This is a genomic window from Pedobacter sp. A2324 (assembly GCF_059693705.1).
Genome location: NZ_JCASSK010000003.1, coordinates 363,750 through 382,324 on the forward strand (window position 1 = coordinate 363,750; position 18,575 = coordinate 382,324).

The window sequence follows — 18,575 nt, forward strand, 5'->3', positions numbered from 1 at the left end:
TTTACAATTCGGCAATTAGGCGGGTTAAAATTTCAGTCATTTTAGGTTCTGCCCTGGCTGCTGCTTCTAAAATTTCTTCCAGGTTAAATGGTTGCAAATCTTCGGGAAAACCTTCATCGGTTAATACAGAAATTGCAAATACCGGAAGGCCTGCATGGTTGGCTACGATTACTTCAGGAACTGTACTCATGCCTACAGCATCTGCGCCTATCAAACGCAAATACTTATATTCTGCCTTTGTTTCTAAATTAGGACCAGATACCGCAACGTAAACGCCCTTGTGACATTTCACATCAACACTTTTAGCAATCTCCAGTGCTTTAGAAATGATATCACGTTTGTAAGGCTGACTCATGTCCGGAAAACGTGGGCCAAGTTCACTTTCAATTAAGCCTCTCAAGGGGTTATCGGGCTGAAGATTGATGTGATCTTCTATAATCATTAAATCGCCTTTTTTAAATTCGTGATTTAATGAGCCTGCTGCATTGGAAACAATCAGATTTTCAATTCCTAATCCCTTCATTACCCTAATCGGAAACGTTATTTGCTGCATACTATAGCCTTCGTAATAATGGAGGCGACCCTGCATGGCCACAATCTTTTTTCCATTTAAGGTGCCAAAAATCAACTTACCGCTATGAAATTCCAGTGTTGAGATTGGAAAATTGGGAATATTTGAATACATCAACTGATGCTCTACTTCAATTTCTTTTACCAAGCCACCCAAGCCGGTGCCCAGGATGATACCTATTTCTGGTTTGAAGTTTTCGGTTTTACGTTTAATATATTCAACTGTTTCTTCTATTGCTCTTAACATAGTTTAAAATAAGTTCATCAAAGGTAATCTTATCTTCTTCAAATAATTCAACCTCGATGGGTAAAAAATATACGGGTAAATTTACCAGTAAATCTTTAAATCCCGCAGCTTTTAAACGCTTACTATCCTTTTCTGTTGTGATGATGATTTTTTCTTTTTTGATACCCGATTCAAATGCTTTTTTAAACCGCTTTATGTCTTCAGATTTAAATGCATAATGATCAGGAAATTCTTCATGATGAATGGTTTCGGAATACTTTTGAAGTTCTTCGATAAGTGGCGCAGGATTGGCAATTCCGGTTAACAGAAAAATTTCATAGTCCTTGATTGTATCGAGTGGAAGACTCTCCTCTTCGTTATATAGGTGCTGCAAATCGGCATATTTCAGGTAGGAATGTAATACCTTTTGTGTATTGTTGGGTTGCAATTCATTTATTGATGCCTGTTGGGCAACATGTAATAATGGAACCGGGGATTTGGTTACCAGTAATACATCGGCTCTTTTCCTTGAAGAGAAAACATCTCTTAAATTTCCTGCAGGAAGTAAAAACTGTAGCGTACCCAGTTTCCTGAATTCAAAAAGTAAAATATTTAACCCAGCCCGAACTGCGCGATGCTGAAATGCATCGTCCAGAATAACCAAATCATGGTTTTCTTTTAACCTTTCAATGCCTGCTACCCTGTCTTCGCAAACAGCGACGGTAACATTATCGAACTTCTGGTAGTATTGCAGAGGCTCATCGCCAATCGTCAGGGCGGTTGCATTGTGATCGGCAAGAACAAATCCCTTTGTCGTACGACCATATCCCCTGCTTAGAATTGCAATTTTATAACTGGCAAGAAGCCTGACCAGGTATTCTGTTGTTGGTGTTTTTCCTGATCCGCCGACAGCCAGGTTGCCGACACATATTACAGGTAAATCGAATTTGACTGAACGCATCAGGCCCCAATCGTAAAGCTTTTTACGAAGGGTAATGGCCAGGCCGTAAATTAACGAGAAAGGAAGTAATAAAAGGCGTAAATAATTAAGGAACATAATTCGTTGTTTTCAAAAGTACAGATTATTTAAAAAAAAAGCATTGCCCAGTGGGATGCCCTATAAAGCAACCCTCATCCAATAGGAAATGTTTGTCTGATTATCTCAAGATTTTGAAGTGGAGTAGTTTTTTAATTAAGTGGGTTAATCAAAGGAAGTTTTTTGGTATAATTGCTGATTAACAAAACTCTATCTTATGTCTCCTAACAAGCGTTTAATAGTTGGCCAGGGCCAGATAAGCGGCTACATATCCATTTTTTTAGCTGTTTTAGCATTACTTGGGATTTTGTGTTTCCATTATCCGGAAAAGTTGACCACACCTGAATTCCGGGAGGTTTATACCAAAGAGAGTATGGAAGCGCTTATGCTTGGCGGAGTGATTGCTTCATTTTTCTTCGCTGCATTGAGTATTATTCTTAGCAAAAAACTAAAATGGGGATGGCCTGGTTTTGCACTGGCAGCACTTGCTGTTGTTTTAGGCGCATTGAGTGTAGAAGGCAGGGATGTTGCAAAATCTTCCTGGCATTTTGGTTTGGACTGGATGATTTTGGACTTACTGTTAATGGTAGCGATTTTTGTACCGCTTGAACTATTTTTCCCGAAAAATGATAGTCAGACTAAATTCCATGAAGAGTGGCGAACCGATTTAACCTATTTTGTAATCAGCCATTTATTTATTCAGTTTTTTGGAATTATTACCCAAAAGCCGGCCGTTTTATTTTTTGGCTGGATGGGACTCGATAAGCTTCATACATGGGTACAGGGGTTACCATTTATTGTTGCTTTGTTTTTAGCTTTTTTTACGACAGATTTATTTCAATATTGGGCGCACCGGTTTTTTCATACCCGCGTTTCGCTATGGCGCTTTCACTCCATCCATCATTCTACACAAAACATGGACTGGCTGGCGGGCAGCCGAACGCATTTTATCGACATCTTTTTTACGCGTGCAATGACCTTCATTCCATTGTATATTCTGGGTTTTTCTTCAACGGTATTTAACATTTACATCATATTCATTGCGATCCATGCTGTATTAATCCATGCCAATACCCGAATCAATTTTGGTTTTCTGAAATATATTTTCACTACTCCACAGTACCATCATTGGCATCATTGCGAGGATCCTAAATATTATGGACATAATTTCGCATCGATCTTTCCTTTTATAGACATGATGTTCGGCACGTACTATCTGCCCGGCAAAGAGTGGCCTGCAGGTACCGGAGTACATGAGGCGGAATATCCAAAAGGCTTTGTTAAACAAACGATATATCCGTTTACGAAAAGCCCCTTTGATACGAATTTAAATATGGAAGAACGCAGTGACAGGTAACACAAACGTTTGCTTTATTTTCTTTACAGAATAATAGAATTGCATCTGTTAAAAAGCCCTATCTTTGCGCAACTCATAAAAAATACACTATGCTTAAAGGATTTTTTAACGTACCCACTCCGGTAAACGAACCTATATTAAACTACGGCCCTGGCAGTAAAGAACGTGCCCTTTTGAAAGAAGCACTTGCTGAAGCCCGTTCACACCAGCAAGACATTCCGATGTATATTGGTGGCAAACCTGTACATACAGCCAAAAAAGGTAAGGTCGTTCCTCCACATGATCATCAACACATTCTTGCCCAGTTTAGCATTGGGGATAAAACTCATATTACCCAGGCAATTGATGCGGCTTTAGCGGCAAAAAAGGATTGGGAAAACCTGGCTTGGGAACACAGAGCGGCGATCTTTTTAAAAGCTGCTGATTTAATTGCCGGAAAATACCGTTATAAATTAAATGCAGCAACTATGCTGGGTCAAAGCAAAAATGCTTACCAGGCAGAGATTGATGCAGCTTGTGAGCTGATTGACTTTCTACGTTTCAACGTAAGTTATATGTCTGAAATTTACAAGCAACAGCCGCCAGTATCTCCTCGTGGCAGCTGGAACCGTGTTGAGCAACGCCCGTTAGAAGGTTTTGTTTTCGCTTTAACGCCGTTCAACTTTACAGCTATTGCAGCTAACTTACCGGCGTCTGCAGCTATGATGGGTAATGTTGTGGTTTGGAAACCTGCTGATACGCAGGTTTACGCAGCCAATCTTTTAATGGAAATTTTCCGCGAGGCTGGTTTACCAGATGGTGTAGTCAACTTAGTTTACGCAGATGGCCCTGAAACAGGTGAAGTGATTTTCAATCACCCTGATTTTGCAGGCATTCACTTTACAGGGTCCACTAAAGTATTCCAGGAAATCTGGAAAACGATTGGAACAAATATCCATAAGTACAGATCTTACCCACGTATTGTTGGCGAAACAGGTGGTAAAGATTTTATCCTTGTTCACCCTTCGGCACAAACTGACATTGCAAGCACGGCAATTGTACGCGGCGCTTTCGAATATCAGGGACAGAAATGTTCTGCTGCCAGTCGTGTGTATATAGCAGAAAGTTTATGGCCTGAAATTAAATCGCAAATGCTGCGTGATATCGCTTCATTTAAAATGGGCGGTACTGAAGACTTCACCAATTTTATTAATGCGGTTATCGACGAGCGTTCATTCGATAAACTGGCGAAATACATTGACCAGGCTAAGCAGGACAAAGGTGTTGAAATAATTGCCGGTGGTAATTATGATAAGAGCAAAGGTTATTTTATTGAGCCAACTGTTTTAGTGGTTGAGGATCCGAAATACACTACAATGTGTGAAGAACTATTCGGACCTGTTTTAACGGTTTATGTTTATGCTGATAAAGACTTCGATTCTATTCTAGAAGTAATTGATACCACATCTCCATATGCTTTGACTGGTGCTTTCATTGCACAAGATCGTTATGCGATTGAAAAGGCCAGCCATGCTTTGCGTAACTCTGCAGGTAATTTTTACATCAATGATAAATGTACCGGTGCAGTGGTGGGACAGCAACCATTTGGTGGTGCCAGAGGTTCTGGTACAAATGACAAAGCAGGTTCGATGATTAACCTGCTACGTTGGGTTTCTCCACGTACGATTAAAGAGGTTTTCGAGTCTCCAACCGATTATCGTTATCCGTTTTTAGCAGAAGATTAATTACAAATATTCTGAACAGGATACCATAAATTATATTATTATTTATATCTAAAACCCTTGAGCAATCGAGGGTTTTTCTTTTTCTAAAAGATTACTGCAATGACTACAATCGCACATTGCGGTGGATTTTTATTTAGTATCGGATCATTCTCATCAAACTATCACAGCTTTCTGCTGTTCTAAATAGATCAAAGCTAGACATTATGAAAAACGAGAATGACAATTTGAAGGACAAAAACGCAGATAACAGTGCCGATAAAAGCAACATGCCTGATCAGCTTGTACCACGTCACCATAGTGATGAAAACAGTGATAAAAACAAAGTAAAATCTGATGCTGGTAACCTTGGAAGAAATTTTGGCAGAGGGGACTTTGGTTCGGAAGAAGCCCGTGAAGATGCGGAAAAAGGAAACAAAGGGCATGCAGGGAATATGCCAAACTCTGCAGCAGAATAAAGCCCCGGGAATAACCGGGGCCTGAAGAATATACTAATTAGCTTAATTGAATGCTGGTGCTGCATTATGGAGATAGTTACAGGCTACCATCATATTTATAATGATGTGGCTTGTTAGGTTGTAAACCTGTAACCTTATTTATTTATATCTTCTAAAACCTGATTGGTTAATTTGGGAACAGTGTAATGCTTCCGGATGTTTTCGAGGGTGACAATGATGCCCTTTGTATAAGCATTGTGTTTGTAATTAAAAATAGTTTCCAGTACATCAGGATCAATATATCGTGCATTTGAGCCATCTATAATGACGTTGGTTTCTCTTGGAATATTGGTTAGTACAACCTGAATTGCTGCCTTATTTAAAAATGACACTTCTTCCGCCAGTTTGATCCTCACATTTTTTTGATCGCCATCATTAGTAATTCTATAAAAGTAAGGGTTACGCATGTTGGTGCGCAACAGATAAAAAATCGAAACGAGCATACCCACAGCGACTCCTTTAAGCAAGTCGGAGAATAGAACAGCAACGATGGTTACCACAAATGGCACAAACTGATCCCAGCCCTTATGATACATATGCTTAAAGAGGCTCAACCTGGTAAGTTTATAACCTGTTACAAGGAGGATTGCCGCTAAACAGGATAACGGAATCATGTTAATGACTTGTGGAATGAACAACAGTGACAATAATAACCACCCTCCATGGAAAATAGCTGACATTTTGGTTCTTCCACCGGCATTTACATTTGCGGAACTTCTGACGATTACAGAGGTTAAGGGTAAACCGCCGACCATACCGCTGGCGATATTGCCAATACCTTGTGCCATCAATTCTCTGTTCGTTGGAGAAACCCTTTTGATGGGATCGATTTTATCAATAGCTTCAATGCTCAACAGCGTTTCCAAACTTGCCACAACGGCTATTGTTATCGCAACGATGTAAACATTTTTGTTGCCTAGTTGAGAAAAATCGGGTATGGTAAACAGACCTAAAAATTCACTGAACCCTCCTACTACGGGTATTTTCACCATTTGATCTGGCCGGAGCGGATGTCCTGTTTGCGCGAAAAATACGGTACCAGCTACACCAAGGATAACCACTAATAGCGGTGCTGGCACAATGGCGAGCTTCGTAAACTTAGGCCAGAAAAGCAGAATAGCTATTGACAGGAGACTAATTACTACAGCACCCAGACTAAAATGACCAATAGCGGCGGAAATAGCCGAAAACGTATTCTCATGATCTTGCTGAAAAAATCCTTCATCACCTGTAAAATCAGTATCAACCCCTAAAGCGTGCGGAAGCTGTTTGAGTATTAAAATGAGTCCGATGGCCGCAAGCATTCCTTCGATAACGCTAGAAGGAAAGTAATTGCCTATTGTACCAGCCTTAACCAGGCCCAGAATTAGCTGAAGAACCCCTGCTAAAACTACAGCAAGTAAGAAAGTAGGATAATTGCCGAGTGAAGTTATAGCTCCCAGTACAATTACGGTTAACCCAGCCGCCGGGCCGCTTACACTTAGTTGTGAACCACTAACAGAGGCTACAACTATCCCGCCGATAATACCAGTTACCAGACCAGCAAATAACGGAGCACCAGAAGCAAGTGCAATACCTAAACAAAGTGGCAAGGCCACCAAAAAAACCACAATACTTGATGGGAGATCCTTTTTAAGATTCTTTTTGAGAAAATACTTTTTTATATCTATGCCTGATGACGAATGATCTGACTGTTTCATAACGATATTAATATCTGGTACGCTGAAAAATGAACAATTCCGTAGGTACTTGCCTTGGCGGATGTAAACACCAGCGCGCAGCAGCATACAGCTTTGCTGAAAGAATTTAGATTAAGAAGGGGATATTAAATAAGGTTTGGGGGAGGTGTTGGAACCGTTGGATGATACGGATCGGCATAGCGGCGGAAATGCTCTATGAAACTACTCCTCAAAATGAAATGACTGGAAGAAAACTCGTACGATAAAATTGGGTGGTTTAGTTCCACCAGCTTAAAATCAGTACACTTGGCTGTATCTTTAGAAGTATCTTTTCCACCGTCATGTTCAAGCTCAATCTGCATAATTACAGCCTTCATCATGTCTTTATCAATGCTTGAAAAAAATACCGGCGCTCCAGAAATCCCCATCTTTGCAACAAAGATGAGCATAAATGCTGTTACGATGAGGTATTTATACTTTCTGAAAAGCATGATGGTTCTCTAATCTTATTCTAATGTGTTGTACAAAAGTAAACGCTTAATTGGTTTTTCAATGTATATCTGAAAAAAAATTATCGGATTGACACATAATCTCAAAACACTAAGCGATTGAATTTCAAAGCCGCCAGTGTTTTGATTTGCTACCCGGTGATACAGCGGTACTTTCTATCTTTACTTACAATCAAAAACAAAGGTTAATTATGTACTTGCATTCACAGGACTAATTTTTAAATTTAGATTCTGTTAATTGCGGTTTATGGATAAAAAGATAGCACTACTTCAGGATAAAATAAAACAGGCTCAGCTTGGCGGTGGCCAGCTACGGATTGACAGTCAGCATCAAAAAGGAAAGTTAACAGCGCGTGAGCGTATTCACTTTTTAATGGATGAAGGTAGTTTTGAAGAGATAGGTATGCTGGTAACCCACCGCAGCACAGACTTTGGAATGGAGCGTGAGCAATATCCTGGAGATGGCGTAGTTACCGGTTACGGCACCATAAACGGCCGGTTAACCTACATTTTTTCTCAGGACTTTACTGTGTTTGGGGGATCCTTGTCTGAAACTCACGCCGAAAAAATCTGTAAGATAATGGATATGGCCATGAAAAACGGGGCTCCCCTGATTGGCCTGAATGATAGTGGAGGTGCGCGAATACAGGAAGGGGTAGTTTCATTGGGCGGCTATGCTGATATTTTTTACAAGAACGTTCAGGCATCGGGCGTGATCCCGCAGCTATCGGCGATTATGGGGCCATGTGCCGGTGGTGCGGTGTATTCTCCTGCAATAACCGATTTTATTTTGATGGTTGAGCATACTTCGTATATGTTTGTTACTGGTCCAAACGTGGTAAAAACAGTAACCCATGAAGAAGTCACTTCAGAGGAACTAGGGGGGGCAACTACCCACGCTACCAAATCCGGTGTAACACATTTTGCCTGTGCCAATGAAATAGAGGCAATAAGCCATGTAAAAAAACTCTTGAGTTACATGCCTCAGAATTGTGAGGAAATACCAGCTTCACTTCCCTATGATTTGGCTGATGAAAGCAGGGCGCTGTTAGACCAACTCTTACCCGAAAATATATCTCAGCCGTACGACATGCAGGAGGTAATATCTGCTGTAAGTGATAGCGGTTCTTTTTTGGAAGTGCATAAAGATTTTGCCGAGAATATTGTTGTCGGCTTTGCGCGCCTTGCAGGCAGAAGCATAGGGATTGTAGCCAACCAGCCCGCCTATCTTGCTGGTGTTCTTGACAGTAATTCTTCAGTTAAAGCCGCGAGGTTTGTACGTTTTTGCGATTGTTTTAATATACCGCTATTGGTTTTTGAGGACGTTCCTGGTTTTCTCCCTGGTACCGATCAGGAATGGAATGGTATTATATCGAACGGAGCTAAATTATTATACGCATTTAGCGAAGCCACGGTACCACGTATCACTGTAATAACCCGAAAAGCTTATGGCGGGGCATATGATGTAATGAACAGCAAACATATCGGTGCGGATATGAATTATGCCTGGCCTAGTGCAGAAATTGCCGTAATGGGTGCTAAAGGAGCGGCAGAAATTATTTTCAAGAAAGAGATTTCAATGGCTGAGAACCCGGAAGAGAAATGGCTGGAGAAAGAAAAACTGTATTCAGAATTTTTTGCGAATCCTTACCGCGCCGCAGAACGTGGGTTTATTGATGAAGTAATAGAACCAGCGCAAACGCGCATTAAACTGATCAAAGCTTTTAAAATGCTGGAGAATAAAGTAGTAAATAACCCCAGAAAGAAACACGGAAATATACCTTTGTAAAAACTGTCAACCGTCATCATTCAACAAATACACAAAAAATGTATATGGAACTCGTGAGCGGTGACCAGTGAATTAAGACAATTATGCAGATTACTACAAAATTATCACGGATTGATATATTACTGATGGCCTTTTGCACGGGTTTGATAGTTGCAAACATTTATTACTGCCAGCCACTGGTAATCCTGATTGCAAAAGATTTCAACTTATCGGAAACCTACGCAGGGCGCATCACCTACATCACCCAGATTGGCTATGCGCTGGGTTTATTCCTGTTAGTACCGCTTGGCGATATGTTTGAGCGCAAGAAGCAAATACTATTTATAACCGGTTTGGCCATTTTAGCCTTACTTGTTGCCGCCGTTTCACATACTTTTTTTTTACTCGAGATTGCCTCACTGTTAATTGGCTGCTGCTCTATAGTGCCTCAGCTTATTTTACCGCTTGCCGCTAATTTAAGTACCGATGAAAATCGTGGAGCCAATATAGGCTCAATTATGAGTGGATTACTGGTTGGTATTTTGGCTTCCAGAGCGGTAAGCGGTAGTATAGGCTTTTGGCTGGGATGGAGAGCCGTTTACTACATTGCAGCGGGAATATGTTTGTTGCTGATTGGTTTAATGGCAAAACGTTTTCCTCAAAGCTATCCGTCTTTTAAGGGCGGGTATCGCCAGCTGATGACTTCTATGTTCAGCTACATTAAAACACAACCCGTATTGAGGGAGACATCAATCATTAACTTTTTGGCCTTTGCCATTATCAGTGCCTTCTGGACAACCATGGTGCTGTTTCTTGCTAATCCTCCTTTTAATTTCCAGACGCTGCAAATTGGGTTGTTTGGAATTGCCGGTGCAGCAGGTGCCCTCGCCGCCCCGCTTGTGGGCAAATTAAGCGATGGAAATAATCCGAGAAAGAACCTGATGATTGGGTTTATTTTACAGATTGTGAGTGTTGCGCTTTTCTATTTTACTGGCAACCATTTGTACTTATTTGTAATTGGAATTGTTTTGATCGATATCGGGCAGCAGGCCATACACGTAACCAATCAAACACGGATTTACACCTTAATTCCGGAAGCCAGGAACCGTTTGAATACTATTTTCATGTCCGTTAGCTTTATCGGTGCCAGCTGTGGTTCCGCTTTAGGTTTGCTTTTGTGGGATAAAGGTGGCTGGAATTTCTTTTGCTATGGATTGACGGCCATTATCATTTTGAATATATTAGTTTATAAATTTTATGGTAAAACCAGCTGATCTTGCACCCACCATCCAGATTGAACAAATATTCCCTTCCCTCACCTGGCGTATCCGCCATGAAGTAATGTACCCCGAACTACCTTTCGACAGTGTGAAACTTGATGATGATTTTGAAGGAATACATTTCGGACTTTACCTTGACCATAAGCTTACAGGCGTGGTTTCCTTATTCAATAAAGGAGATGTATACCAATTCAGAAAACTGGCCATATCCAGTAATTTTCAGAAATCGGGACTGGGAAGCAGGCTAATGGAATATCTGCTGGATTTTTGTAAAATTCAGAAAGCATCTAAGTTATGGTGCAATGCCAGGGTAAATGCTAAAGAATTTTATTATAAATTTGGCTTTCATGAAACAGGAAAAACCTTCTTTAAAGACGGGTACGATTTTGTAGTAATGGAATTAACATTAAATAACGAAGAACCACAGAAGCACGAAGAAATATAAATTTTATGTTTTTTGTATCCTGCTGGTAAAACCAATATCACATGGCTAAGAAAAAAGACGACGAAAAGAAAAAACACGTTGCTGTGGTGACCAAAAAATCACTTCAGTTTTTAGAAGAATATATTAATAACCCTGCCCCTACCGGCTACGAATGGGAAGGTCAAAAATTGTGGTTGAATTACCTGAAGCCATATATTGACGAGCATTTTGTAGACAACTATGGTACTGCTGTTGGAGTTATTAACCCAAAGGCAGCTTATAAGGTAGTGATTGAAGCACATGCTGATGAAATATCATGGTATGTAAATTATATTACCAATGACGGACTGATTTATGTTATTCGCAACGGAGGTTCAGACCATCAGATTGCGCCTTCGAAGCGTGTAAATATTCATACTGAAAAAGGACTGGTAAAAGCTGTATTCGGCTGGCCTGCAATCCACACCCGCCATGGAGAAAAAGAGCAAGCCCCTGAGCTTAAAAATATTTTTCTTGACTGCGGCTGTACATCAAAAGAAGAAGTAGAACAACTGGGTATTCACGTTGGATGTGTTATTACCTATGAAGATGAATTCATGATTCTGAACGACCGTTATTATGTTGGCCGTGCCTTAGATAATCGCGTAGGTGGCTTCATGATTGCTGAGGTGGCCCGTTTGTTAAAAGAAAACAAGAAAAAACTTCCTTTCGGTTTATACATTGTTAACTCAGTACAGGAAGAAATTGGTTTACGTGGTGCAGAAATGATAGCTCAGCGTATTAAACCAAATGTTGCCATTATTACGGATGTAACCCATGATACAACTACACCGATGATTAACAAAAATACCCAGGGCGATTTATCGGCAGGGAAAGGTCCAGTAGTATCGTATGCTCCGGCTGTTCAAACCAACCTGAATAAACTGTTAATTAAAACGGCAGAGAAAAACGAAATTCCGTTTCAGCGCCAGGCTTCGTCGCGTTCAACCGGAACCGATACTGATGCCTTTGCCTACTCGAATGGAGGTGTTCCATCGGCATTAATTTCCCTACCCCTGCGTTACATGCACACTACTGTAGAGATGGTACATAAGGAAGATGTGGATAATGTAATCAGCTTAATTTACGAAAGCTTGCTGAACATTAAAGACGGGCAGGATTTTAGAGAATTTAAATAATGGAGGTTGAAAAGATAAACTATGGTAAAATTGCTATTAACACCTTTATAAGGGTTTTATTAATGATTGTTATCATTTTTACATTGAATTCCTGGCCAAGCATAAAAGCAAGTTTAAGTGGACATATACCGTCATTCAGTTATTGGCTTGACCATAGTTTTAAGCCTAGTAACATTATTTTGATAGTTGGCTTTGGCGCGTATTTTTTTTACAAAGATCTGAGTGATCAAAAAGAAGCATTAAAAAAACAGCAGGAGCTTAACGAAAACCAATAGATTAAAGGCTTGAATTACCGATTCAAGCCTTTTGCTTTAAGGAGATATTTAACATATTTCTGATAAACAATCTGCCGATTAGTTTGCTATCAATATATTATGAAAAAAATCGTACTCGTTCGTCATGGGGAAAGTGTTTACAATCTGGAAAACCGTTTTACAGGATGGACTGATGTAGATTTATCAGCCAATGGCCATGAAGAAGCAAAGAAGGCCGGAGAAATTCTTAAGAAGCATGATTATAATTTTGATATTGCCTTTACCTCTGTATTGAAACGGGCTATTAAAACTTTACATATTATTTTAGAAGATTTAGATCACTTATGGATCCCGGAATATAAAAGCTGGCATTTAAACGAACGTTTTTATGGTGCTTTACAGGGTTTAAATAAACAAGATACCGCCGGGAAATATGGATTTGATCAGGTACAGAAATGGCGAAGAGATCCTGATGAGGAACCTCCCGCGGTAGATGCAAGTGATGATCGCTACCCCGCGCATGATTGCCGGTACCAATATTTAAGTGCCGAAGAAATTCCGAAAACTGAAAATCTTGGTGACACAATTGCACGTGTACTGCCTTACTGGAACGAATCAATCGTTCCAGCCATCAGCAAAAATGAAAAGGTAATTATTGTTGCACACGGCAATAGCCTAAGGGCCTTAATAAAATATATTGATCGCTTGAGCAATGATGAAGTAACCGCGTTAGAAATACCGACCGCGAAACCGCTCGTTTATGAACTTGATGAAAATTTACAGAAAATCAGGCATTATTATCTGGAATGACCGACGAGGTAACGTTACTTCATACGATGTGAACATGATAAATGTAGAGATTTAAATTTCAACCTCTATCCAAACCGGCCCGTGATCACTTGTTTTTCCCCATCCCCTTACTTCCCGATCGACGCCTGCCGCTTTCAACCTATCATTCATTTGCGGGCTTAATAAAAAATGGTCTATTCTTAATCCGGCATTTCTGCCATAGGCATTGCGGAAATAATCCCAGAAAGTATAAATGGTATCATCAGGATATAATTTCCGAATGGCATCAGTCCATCCCTGAGCGAGCAAGTTTTCAAAAGCACGACGGGTTTCTGGTCGGAAAAGCGCATCCTCGACCCACCTTTCAGGCTTATATGCGTCTTTTTCCGTTGGGATAACATTATAATCACCTGCGAGAACCACCGGAATATTGTAGCTTAATAACCTGGCTGCATGTTTAGTGAACCGTTCAAACCACAATAACTTATAATCAAATTTTGGCCCTGGTGCAGGATTTCCGTTCGGAAGGTAGAGGCATCCAATAACAATACCGTTAATTTCTGCCTCTATATACCGGCTATGTAAGTCGCCGGGGTCGCCATCCAACCCTCTTTTTAATTCTTTAATTTCTAACCCCTTAGCCAGAATAGCTACTCCATTCCAACTTTTCTGCCCGTGCCAGATGGCATTATAACCCGCATCATTAATTGCTTCAAGGGGAAATTTTTCATCGGGTGCCTTTAACTCCTGTAAACACACTACGTCGGGTTGGGTTTCTTCCAGCCATTTTAATAAAACAGGTAAGCGACCATTAATTCCGTTGACGTTATATGTTGCAATTTTCATAAGGTAAATTTGAAGAAATTAAATCAGTTATAAAACAAAAATTAAGTTTCGTAAGCTGTTAATCTATGTAAATATTTATGGCAATTTTTAGTCAGTTTTAAAAATTTGCCCTTATCTTGCAACTGATTAAGATCAATTCATATCAATGTTCAACGCAGTTTTAAACGTCCCGTCTGCCGAACCGATGGATATCCGTTGGTTTTATAATAAATATGCCGCCATGTTGTTAGGCTATATCAATGGAATTGTACAGGATCATCAAAAGGCAGAAGATCAGATGGCATTCATACTCACATCTTTTGCGAAGGAATTTAATGTTCAGGAAAGCAATAATCTTAATATTTGGTTTCAATTGAGGCAGTATGCACAGCGGAAGCTTGCAGCACAAACAATACCCATGTGTATTAAGCCCCGACAAACCAAAAACCTTGAGGTACTAAGCGAGTTGGAAAAGGAAATTTTTTGTGCTGTTTACTACAGTGGCAGATCTATTGCTTACCTGGCTGTTACGCTTAAAAAAAACGAAGATGAAATTCGGAATCAGCTAAGGTTATCCGTAGATAAAATGAGGAGGGTACGTGGAAATTAAAGAAATAATAAACAGCGGTTTGCTGGAAACCTACGTAATGGGTGTTGCAACTGCGGAAGAAACAGCGCAAGTATTGCTTCTTAAAAAGCAAAGCCCGGAATTTGGAGATGCCCTTGACCAGCTGGAATATGATATGGAGTTATTAGCTCAAGGGATGGCTATTGAACCTCCAAGTGGACTTTTCAAGAAAATTGAAGACGAAGTAAATGAAATACAACTTCGGGAACGGGGTTTAACAAATCGTCCTTACTACGAGGATTTCGAAAAAGACAGTCAGGATAAAAATACCCGCGAGCGGTACATCGAAGTCGAGTCTGAATCGAACCAAATGCGAATACACAAAGCCTGGCGATGGGTTTTTGCGGCAGTATTTATTTTGGGAAAAATATTTTTGGCTACAGCAATTTATTTTTATCTGGAAAGTAAACAAGCCAAAGAGCAACTCGAAATGCTTAAAACCGAAATGAGACAAATCAAAGCGGAAAACCGTTAAGGTTTATAAAAAAAGGGATAGGTTCCCCAACCTATCCCATATCTAAACCCAAACATGTGCTCAAACATGAAAGAGTGAACAAAAATAACAATTGTGCACAAATTATTGTTTCATTTGCAAGGGATTAATTATCTACATAACCTATTTACGGCGACATTATTTACGCGGCGGTCCTGTCTTTATAGTTTTTTAGCATTTTTTTAAGGAGCCCCCTGGCAATATGAATTTTGGTTTTTACCGTGCCAAGTGGAATATTGAGTTCATCGGAAATTTCATGGTACTTGTATCCTTCAAAATATCTGCAAAAACAGTATCTGCTATCCTCTGGTAACATTAGTAAGGCCTTTTGAATATCTTCCATCATAAACTTACCAGCACCTGCATTGATTGTTGCGCTGGTCACTAACTGTGCCGAAGAAAGATTCTCCTCTTGTTGAACCAAGTCATTCTTTCTTTTTACTTTATGATAATGGTTTAAAAACGTATTCTTCAGTATGGTAAATAACCAGGCTCTAACATTACTACCGAGTTCGAATTTTGCCGAGAACCGAAAAGCTTTCATGAAAGTATCCTGAACCAGGTCGGCGGCTTCATCTTCATCACGTGTATAGGATAGTGCCTTATCAAACAGAGGTTGTTTATACTTGTAAATATCGCACTCAAAATTTAGTGTTTCCATAGTAAACCGGGATAATGTTTTAAAGTAACAAACCCGGCTGCTGGGATGTTATTTGTAGAAATACCCGATTTTTTACGTTTTATTCAAATCGCCTTAATTTGAAGCATAAAAGGGGCTGATTTATTATAATACGTAGCCATTTATCATTGCAAAACGCACTAATGATGCTGAATTTTTTGTGCCGGTTTTACTGATCAGAGCTTCCCTTTGACTTTCTACAGTGCGTCTGCTCAGGTATAATTTGTCAGCAATTTCCTGGTTAGTCAGGCCTTCTGAAATGAGTGTTAATACATTTATTTCACGCTCCGTAAAATTTATTTTATTACTGCTTTTTTGGGCAAGCATGTTTAACTGAGTGTTAAAACGTTCTAAAATAGAGATGCATAAATTGGAAGAAAGGTAGCGTTTTCCCTTCATTACATGTTGTAAACAGAACAATAATTCATCCTCTTCAATGTCTTTTGAGAGGTAAGCGAAAGCACCTGACACAAAGGCATTTGATGCGTATTTTTCATCGTCGAGAATTGATAAAACAACGACTTTGGTTTCGTATCCACGCGCTTTAATCTGGCTTGTTAAACTGATTCCATCTAACTGTGGCATTAAAATATCTGAAAGTATGATGTCGGCTTTTAATCCTTTTTCAAGGAGTTCTAATACGGCTGAACCATCTGATACTTCTGCTACAACTTTAATGCCTTCATGCTTTTCGATAAGCGCTTTTAGAGAAGTCCGGATAATGTTATGATCGTCCGCAAGAATAATGTTAATCATAACTCAAATATAACTTACGTTCATTTAATTTTAAAAAACCTACTTAGGGAGCTCAATGTAAAAGGTTGTTCCGAGACCAACTTTGCTCTCGAACCATATTTTTCCTTGATGTAAATCAACAATTGCCTTGATAATGCTCATTCCGAAACCTCCGGATTCCTCACCTCTCAATCCTGACCGCAGCGTTTGGGGCAAACGGGTAAAGAGGCCAGGCTGCAAGGGCTCGGGTATTCCAATCCCATTATCGGCAACAGTAAGCAAAACACTGTTTTCCAATTCCTGAACATGAAGCCGGATAATTCCATTATCATCAGTGAATTTTAGCGAATTTGAAATTAAGTTGTTAATTACCTGTAGAAATTTCATGCTATCTAACTGCAGATAAATTTTGTTTGCTGAGGCTTCGAAAACAAATGTTCTTGTTTTTCCAATCTTGGAACGCTTGAAAAACCGGATTACATCGCGCAGTTCGAGCACAATATCGGTTCTCTCTTTTCCTATTTCTACCTCTGAAGATTTTAAGAACTCTTTATTGATCATACTCCGGATTAATAAAAGGTTTCTTTCGCACATGTTTTTGATAAACGCGATACCACTTAAGATTTCTGCATCTTCATTTTTTGCAAGTCCCTGTTCAATAGACGAAGCGGCTAACTTCATCATCCCAAGAGGTTCTTTAAGATCATGAGCCAATACTTCCAGGGTAATGTTCTTGCGGGAATTAATCTGTTCTATATGAATTTTATTATGCCGCATGATGGTGGTATCTTCCACAGTGCCAACTAAGTCGATATTATCCCTTCGATGCAAGGGGGAAACAACCACTCTGATATACTTTTCCCTTCCACTTATCTTTAACCTCACCTCGTACATTTTTTCTTCATTATCCAGTAAACACTCTTCGAAACAAAACATCGCATGCTCACGGTCTTCAGGATGTACCTGATGCAATATTTGCTGAGGTAACGACTTCAGGTCGCTTTGTTCAATTTCCAGAATTTCGGAAAAGGATTTATTGAGATAAGAAAATTTACGCTCATCTACATGATAAATAAAATAGCCCATTGAAGATATTGAACCAAGCTGAAAAAACAGATCGTAATTTAGTTTAGACATATAGAGTGATGATTTAAATGTTCAGAAGCCTGCTTTTATGTAGAAAAAGCTAAAATTCATGCAAAAATTGCTTCTTCTTGTTTCTAATTTTAAGATATTAACATTTATTTGAAAATGTTTAAAATTATCTCACACGTTAAAACCAAGGATTCACTAAATTGTTTACCGTAAAAGGACGATAAAAAAGTCCTGTGAGCGGGACATCCGCGGAGGGCAGGCACACCATAAAAAGAGTTATTCTTTTAAACAAAAATAGCCATCTGTGTGATGGCTATTTTTGTTTGCTTTTAGTGATTAAAAACCTCAATTAAATTAGCTTTTGGCACCACTAATATGGCAAAAAACAGAACAACGGAAAACGATAGCAGTGTTGAGGATTTTTTAAACGCAGTTTCTGATGATTTAAAGAGGGCTGATTGCTTTGAGTTATCGGCAATAATAGCTGATGTAACCGGATTAGAAGCAAAAATGTGTGGAAATGCTATTATTGGTTATGGAAGCTACCACTACATATACGAGAGTGGTGGAGCTGGTGATGCGCCGCTAATTGGTTTTTCGCCCAGAAAAAATGCTATTGTTCTTTATTTGTCGCCTGAGTTTAAAGACCGTGATCAGCTTTTAGGCAGATTTGGAAAACACAAAACGGGAAAATCCTGTGTATACATTCAAAAACTTTATGATAATGACTTAGGGGTTTTAAAACAAATGATTACCAACTCTGTAGAAAGCATACGGAGTACCTATAGTTAAATGACGAAAAGCCAGCTAAATTTTATGTTGTATCTCAGAA

20 protein-coding genes are annotated in these 18,575 nt (G+C 39.5%); 12 read left to right on the forward strand and 8 right to left on the reverse strand.

All coding sequences use genetic code 11. The annotated features are described in order from the left end of the window. Position 1 precedes the first annotated feature (1 nt). Both AC570I_RS10790 and lpxK read right to left on the reverse strand, forming a co-directional pair. A complete protein-coding gene (locus AC570I_RS10790; RefSeq protein WP_497405451.1) occupies positions 2-817 on the reverse strand; it encodes a purine-nucleoside phosphorylase in 816 nt (271 codons plus the stop codon). Next, positions 789-1,853, reverse strand: coding sequence for a tetraacyldisaccharide 4'-kinase (gene lpxK, locus AC570I_RS10795; protein ID WP_047798734.1), 1,065 nt, complete (start codon positions 1,851-1,853; stop codon positions 789-791). The genes AC570I_RS10790 and lpxK overlap by 29 nt, the downstream gene beginning before the upstream one ends. A gap of 196 nt (positions 1,854-2,049) precedes the next feature. On the opposite strand from lpxK, the gene AC570I_RS10800 reads away from it, so the two are divergent. From AC570I_RS10800 to AC570I_RS10810, 3 genes are all read left to right on the forward strand, one after another. After that, entirely contained in the window at positions 2,050-3,189 is a 1,140-nt protein-coding gene (locus AC570I_RS10800) for a sterol desaturase family protein (RefSeq protein WP_497405452.1), read from the forward strand. Positions 3,190-3,278: 89 nt separating this feature from the next. Continuing rightward, positions 3,279-4,913 carry an L-glutamate gamma-semialdehyde dehydrogenase gene (gene pruA / locus AC570I_RS10805; protein ID WP_497405453.1) on the forward strand — a complete coding sequence of 545 codons (1,635 nt, stop codon included), beginning with the start codon at positions 3,279-3,281 and terminating at the stop codon, positions 4,911-4,913. A gap of 203 nt (positions 4,914-5,116) precedes the next feature. Beyond that, positions 5,117-5,368, forward strand: coding sequence for a hypothetical protein (locus AC570I_RS10810; RefSeq protein WP_047798737.1), 252 nt, complete (start codon positions 5,117-5,119; stop codon positions 5,366-5,368). Between the two features lie 134 nt (positions 5,369-5,502). Here the strand turns inward: AC570I_RS10810 and AC570I_RS10815 are convergent, their stop codons facing one another. Continuing rightward, a complete protein-coding gene (locus AC570I_RS10815; protein WP_497405454.1) occupies positions 5,503-7,107 on the reverse strand; it encodes a SulP family inorganic anion transporter in 1,605 nt (534 codons plus the stop codon). A 125-nt stretch (positions 7,108-7,232) separates the two neighbouring features. After that, on the reverse strand, positions 7,233-7,577 hold the full coding sequence (locus AC570I_RS10820; protein WP_497405455.1) for a hypothetical protein: 345 nt from the start codon (positions 7,575-7,577) through the stop codon (positions 7,233-7,235). Between the two features lie 265 nt (positions 7,578-7,842). Between AC570I_RS10820 and AC570I_RS10825 the strand changes: the two genes are divergently transcribed. The 6 genes from AC570I_RS10825 to gpmA all read left to right on the forward strand — a co-directional run bounded on the left by AC570I_RS10825 (position 7,843) and on the right by gpmA (position 13,309). Then, on the forward strand, positions 7,843-9,384 hold the full coding sequence (locus AC570I_RS10825; RefSeq protein ID WP_497405456.1) for an acyl-CoA carboxylase subunit beta: 1,542 nt from the start codon (positions 7,843-7,845) through the stop codon (positions 9,382-9,384). Positions 9,385-9,467: 83 nt separating this feature from the next. Continuing rightward, positions 9,468-10,637 carry an MFS transporter gene (locus AC570I_RS10830; protein WP_497405457.1) on the forward strand — a complete coding sequence of 390 codons (1,170 nt, stop codon included), beginning with the start codon at positions 9,468-9,470 and terminating at the stop codon, positions 10,635-10,637. Then, on the forward strand, positions 10,621-11,088 hold the full coding sequence (locus tag AC570I_RS10835) for a GNAT family N-acetyltransferase (protein ID WP_497405458.1): 468 nt from the start codon (positions 10,621-10,623) through the stop codon (positions 11,086-11,088). The genes AC570I_RS10830 and AC570I_RS10835 overlap by 17 nt, the downstream gene beginning before the upstream one ends. Positions 11,089-11,129: 41 nt before the next feature. Beyond that, entirely contained in the window at positions 11,130-12,245 is a 1,116-nt protein-coding gene (locus AC570I_RS10840) for a M42 family metallopeptidase (RefSeq protein ID WP_047798743.1), read from the forward strand. Further along, positions 12,245-12,520, forward strand: a complete 276-nt coding sequence (locus AC570I_RS10845; RefSeq protein WP_047798744.1) for a hypothetical protein — start codon at positions 12,245-12,247, stop codon at positions 12,518-12,520. The genes AC570I_RS10840 and AC570I_RS10845 overlap by 1 nt, the downstream gene beginning before the upstream one ends. Positions 12,521-12,619: 99 nt before the next feature. Then, positions 12,620-13,309 (forward strand): 2,3-diphosphoglycerate-dependent phosphoglycerate mutase, encoded by a 690-nt coding sequence (gpmA, locus tag AC570I_RS10850; protein WP_497405459.1) that lies wholly within the window; start codon positions 12,620-12,622, stop codon positions 13,307-13,309. A 51-nt stretch (positions 13,310-13,360) separates the two neighbouring features. Here gpmA and xth read toward each other — a convergent pair whose 3' ends face one another. Continuing rightward, positions 13,361-14,134 carry an exodeoxyribonuclease III gene (gene xth, locus AC570I_RS10855; RefSeq protein ID WP_497405460.1) on the reverse strand — a complete coding sequence of 258 codons (774 nt, stop codon included), beginning with the start codon at positions 14,132-14,134 and terminating at the stop codon, positions 13,361-13,363. 145 nt (positions 14,135-14,279) lie between these two features. Here xth and AC570I_RS10860 point away from each other — a divergent pair, with 145 nt between their 5' ends. Continuing rightward, positions 14,280-14,723 carry a hypothetical protein gene (locus tag AC570I_RS10860; protein WP_497405461.1) on the forward strand — a complete coding sequence of 148 codons (444 nt, stop codon included), beginning with the start codon at positions 14,280-14,282 and terminating at the stop codon, positions 14,721-14,723. Then, the gene (locus AC570I_RS10865) at positions 14,713-15,216 is read left to right on the forward strand and encodes a hypothetical protein (protein ID WP_053058330.1); all 504 of its coding nucleotides are present in this window, start codon (positions 14,713-14,715) and stop codon (positions 15,214-15,216) included. The genes AC570I_RS10860 and AC570I_RS10865 overlap by 11 nt, the downstream gene beginning before the upstream one ends. 160 nt (positions 15,217-15,376) lie before the next feature. Here the strand turns inward: AC570I_RS10865 and AC570I_RS10870 are convergent, their stop codons facing one another. The 3 genes from AC570I_RS10870 to AC570I_RS10880 all read right to left on the reverse strand — a co-directional run bounded on the left by AC570I_RS10870 (position 15,377) and on the right by AC570I_RS10880 (position 17,785). After that, positions 15,377-15,895 (reverse strand): RNA polymerase sigma factor, encoded by a 519-nt coding sequence (locus AC570I_RS10870; RefSeq protein WP_047798748.1) that lies wholly within the window; start codon positions 15,893-15,895, stop codon positions 15,377-15,379. Positions 15,896-16,018: 123 nt separating this feature from the next. Continuing rightward, complete coding sequence (locus AC570I_RS10875) at positions 16,019-16,669, reverse strand: response regulator transcription factor (RefSeq protein WP_047798749.1); 651 nt, start codon at positions 16,667-16,669, stop codon at positions 16,019-16,021. Between the two features lie 39 nt (positions 16,670-16,708). After that, positions 16,709-17,785, reverse strand: a complete 1,077-nt coding sequence (locus tag AC570I_RS10880) for a PAS domain-containing sensor histidine kinase (protein ID WP_497405462.1) — start codon at positions 17,783-17,785, stop codon at positions 16,709-16,711. Positions 17,786-18,118: 333 nt separating this feature from the next. Between AC570I_RS10880 and AC570I_RS10885 the strand changes: the two genes are divergently transcribed. Further along, the gene (locus AC570I_RS10885) at positions 18,119-18,535 is read left to right on the forward strand and encodes a DUF1801 domain-containing protein (RefSeq protein ID WP_497405463.1); all 417 of its coding nucleotides are present in this window, start codon (positions 18,119-18,121) and stop codon (positions 18,533-18,535) included. The last annotated feature ends 40 nt before the right edge of the window (positions 18,536-18,575 follow it).

What these genes read in the sequence shown, in the direction of transcription:
- AC570I_RS10825 (WP_497405456.1), top strand. Translation starts at nt 7,843, where the DNA reads ATGGATAAAAAGATAGCACTACTTCAGGATAAAATAAAACAGGCTCAG.
- AC570I_RS10870 (WP_047798748.1), bottom strand. Translation starts at nt 15,895, where the DNA reads ATGGAAACACTAAATTTTGAGTGCGATATTTACAAGTATAAACAACCT.
- AC570I_RS10845 (WP_047798744.1), top strand. Translation starts at nt 12,245, where the DNA reads ATGGAGGTTGAAAAGATAAACTATGGTAAAATTGCTATTAACACCTTT.
- lpxK (WP_047798734.1), bottom strand. Translation starts at nt 1,853, where the DNA reads ATGTTCCTTAATTATTTACGCCTTTTATTACTTCCTTTCTCGTTAATT.
- AC570I_RS10835 (WP_497405458.1), top strand. Translation starts at nt 10,621, where the DNA reads ATGGTAAAACCAGCTGATCTTGCACCCACCATCCAGATTGAACAAATA.
- AC570I_RS10830 (WP_497405457.1), top strand. Translation starts at nt 9,468, where the DNA reads ATGCAGATTACTACAAAATTATCACGGATTGATATATTACTGATGGCC.
- AC570I_RS10790 (WP_497405451.1), bottom strand. Translation starts at nt 817, where the DNA reads ATGTTAAGAGCAATAGAAGAAACAGTTGAATATATTAAACGTAAAACC.
- AC570I_RS10840 (WP_047798743.1), top strand. Translation starts at nt 11,130, where the DNA reads ATGGCTAAGAAAAAAGACGACGAAAAGAAAAAACACGTTGCTGTGGTG.
- pruA (WP_497405453.1), top strand. Translation starts at nt 3,279, where the DNA reads ATGCTTAAAGGATTTTTTAACGTACCCACTCCGGTAAACGAACCTATA.
- AC570I_RS10875 (WP_047798749.1), bottom strand. Translation starts at nt 16,669, where the DNA reads ATGATTAACATTATTCTTGCGGACGATCATAACATTATCCGGACTTCT.
- gpmA (WP_497405459.1), top strand. Translation starts at nt 12,620, where the DNA reads ATGAAAAAAATCGTACTCGTTCGTCATGGGGAAAGTGTTTACAATCTG.
- AC570I_RS10860 (WP_497405461.1), top strand. Translation starts at nt 14,280, where the DNA reads ATGTTCAACGCAGTTTTAAACGTCCCGTCTGCCGAACCGATGGATATC.
- AC570I_RS10815 (WP_497405454.1), bottom strand. Translation starts at nt 7,107, where the DNA reads ATGAAACAGTCAGATCATTCGTCATCAGGCATAGATATAAAAAAGTAT.
- AC570I_RS10885 (WP_497405463.1), top strand. Translation starts at nt 18,119, where the DNA reads ATGGCAAAAAACAGAACAACGGAAAACGATAGCAGTGTTGAGGATTTT.
- AC570I_RS10820 (WP_497405455.1), bottom strand. Translation starts at nt 7,577, where the DNA reads ATGCTTTTCAGAAAGTATAAATACCTCATCGTAACAGCATTTATGCTC.
- AC570I_RS10880 (WP_497405462.1), bottom strand. Translation starts at nt 17,785, where the DNA reads ATGTCTAAACTAAATTACGATCTGTTTTTTCAGCTTGGTTCAATATCT.
- AC570I_RS10810 (WP_047798737.1), top strand. Translation starts at nt 5,117, where the DNA reads ATGAAAAACGAGAATGACAATTTGAAGGACAAAAACGCAGATAACAGT.
- xth (WP_497405460.1), bottom strand. Translation starts at nt 14,134, where the DNA reads ATGAAAATTGCAACATATAACGTCAACGGAATTAATGGTCGCTTACCT.
- AC570I_RS10800 (WP_497405452.1), top strand. Translation starts at nt 2,050, where the DNA reads ATGTCTCCTAACAAGCGTTTAATAGTTGGCCAGGGCCAGATAAGCGGC.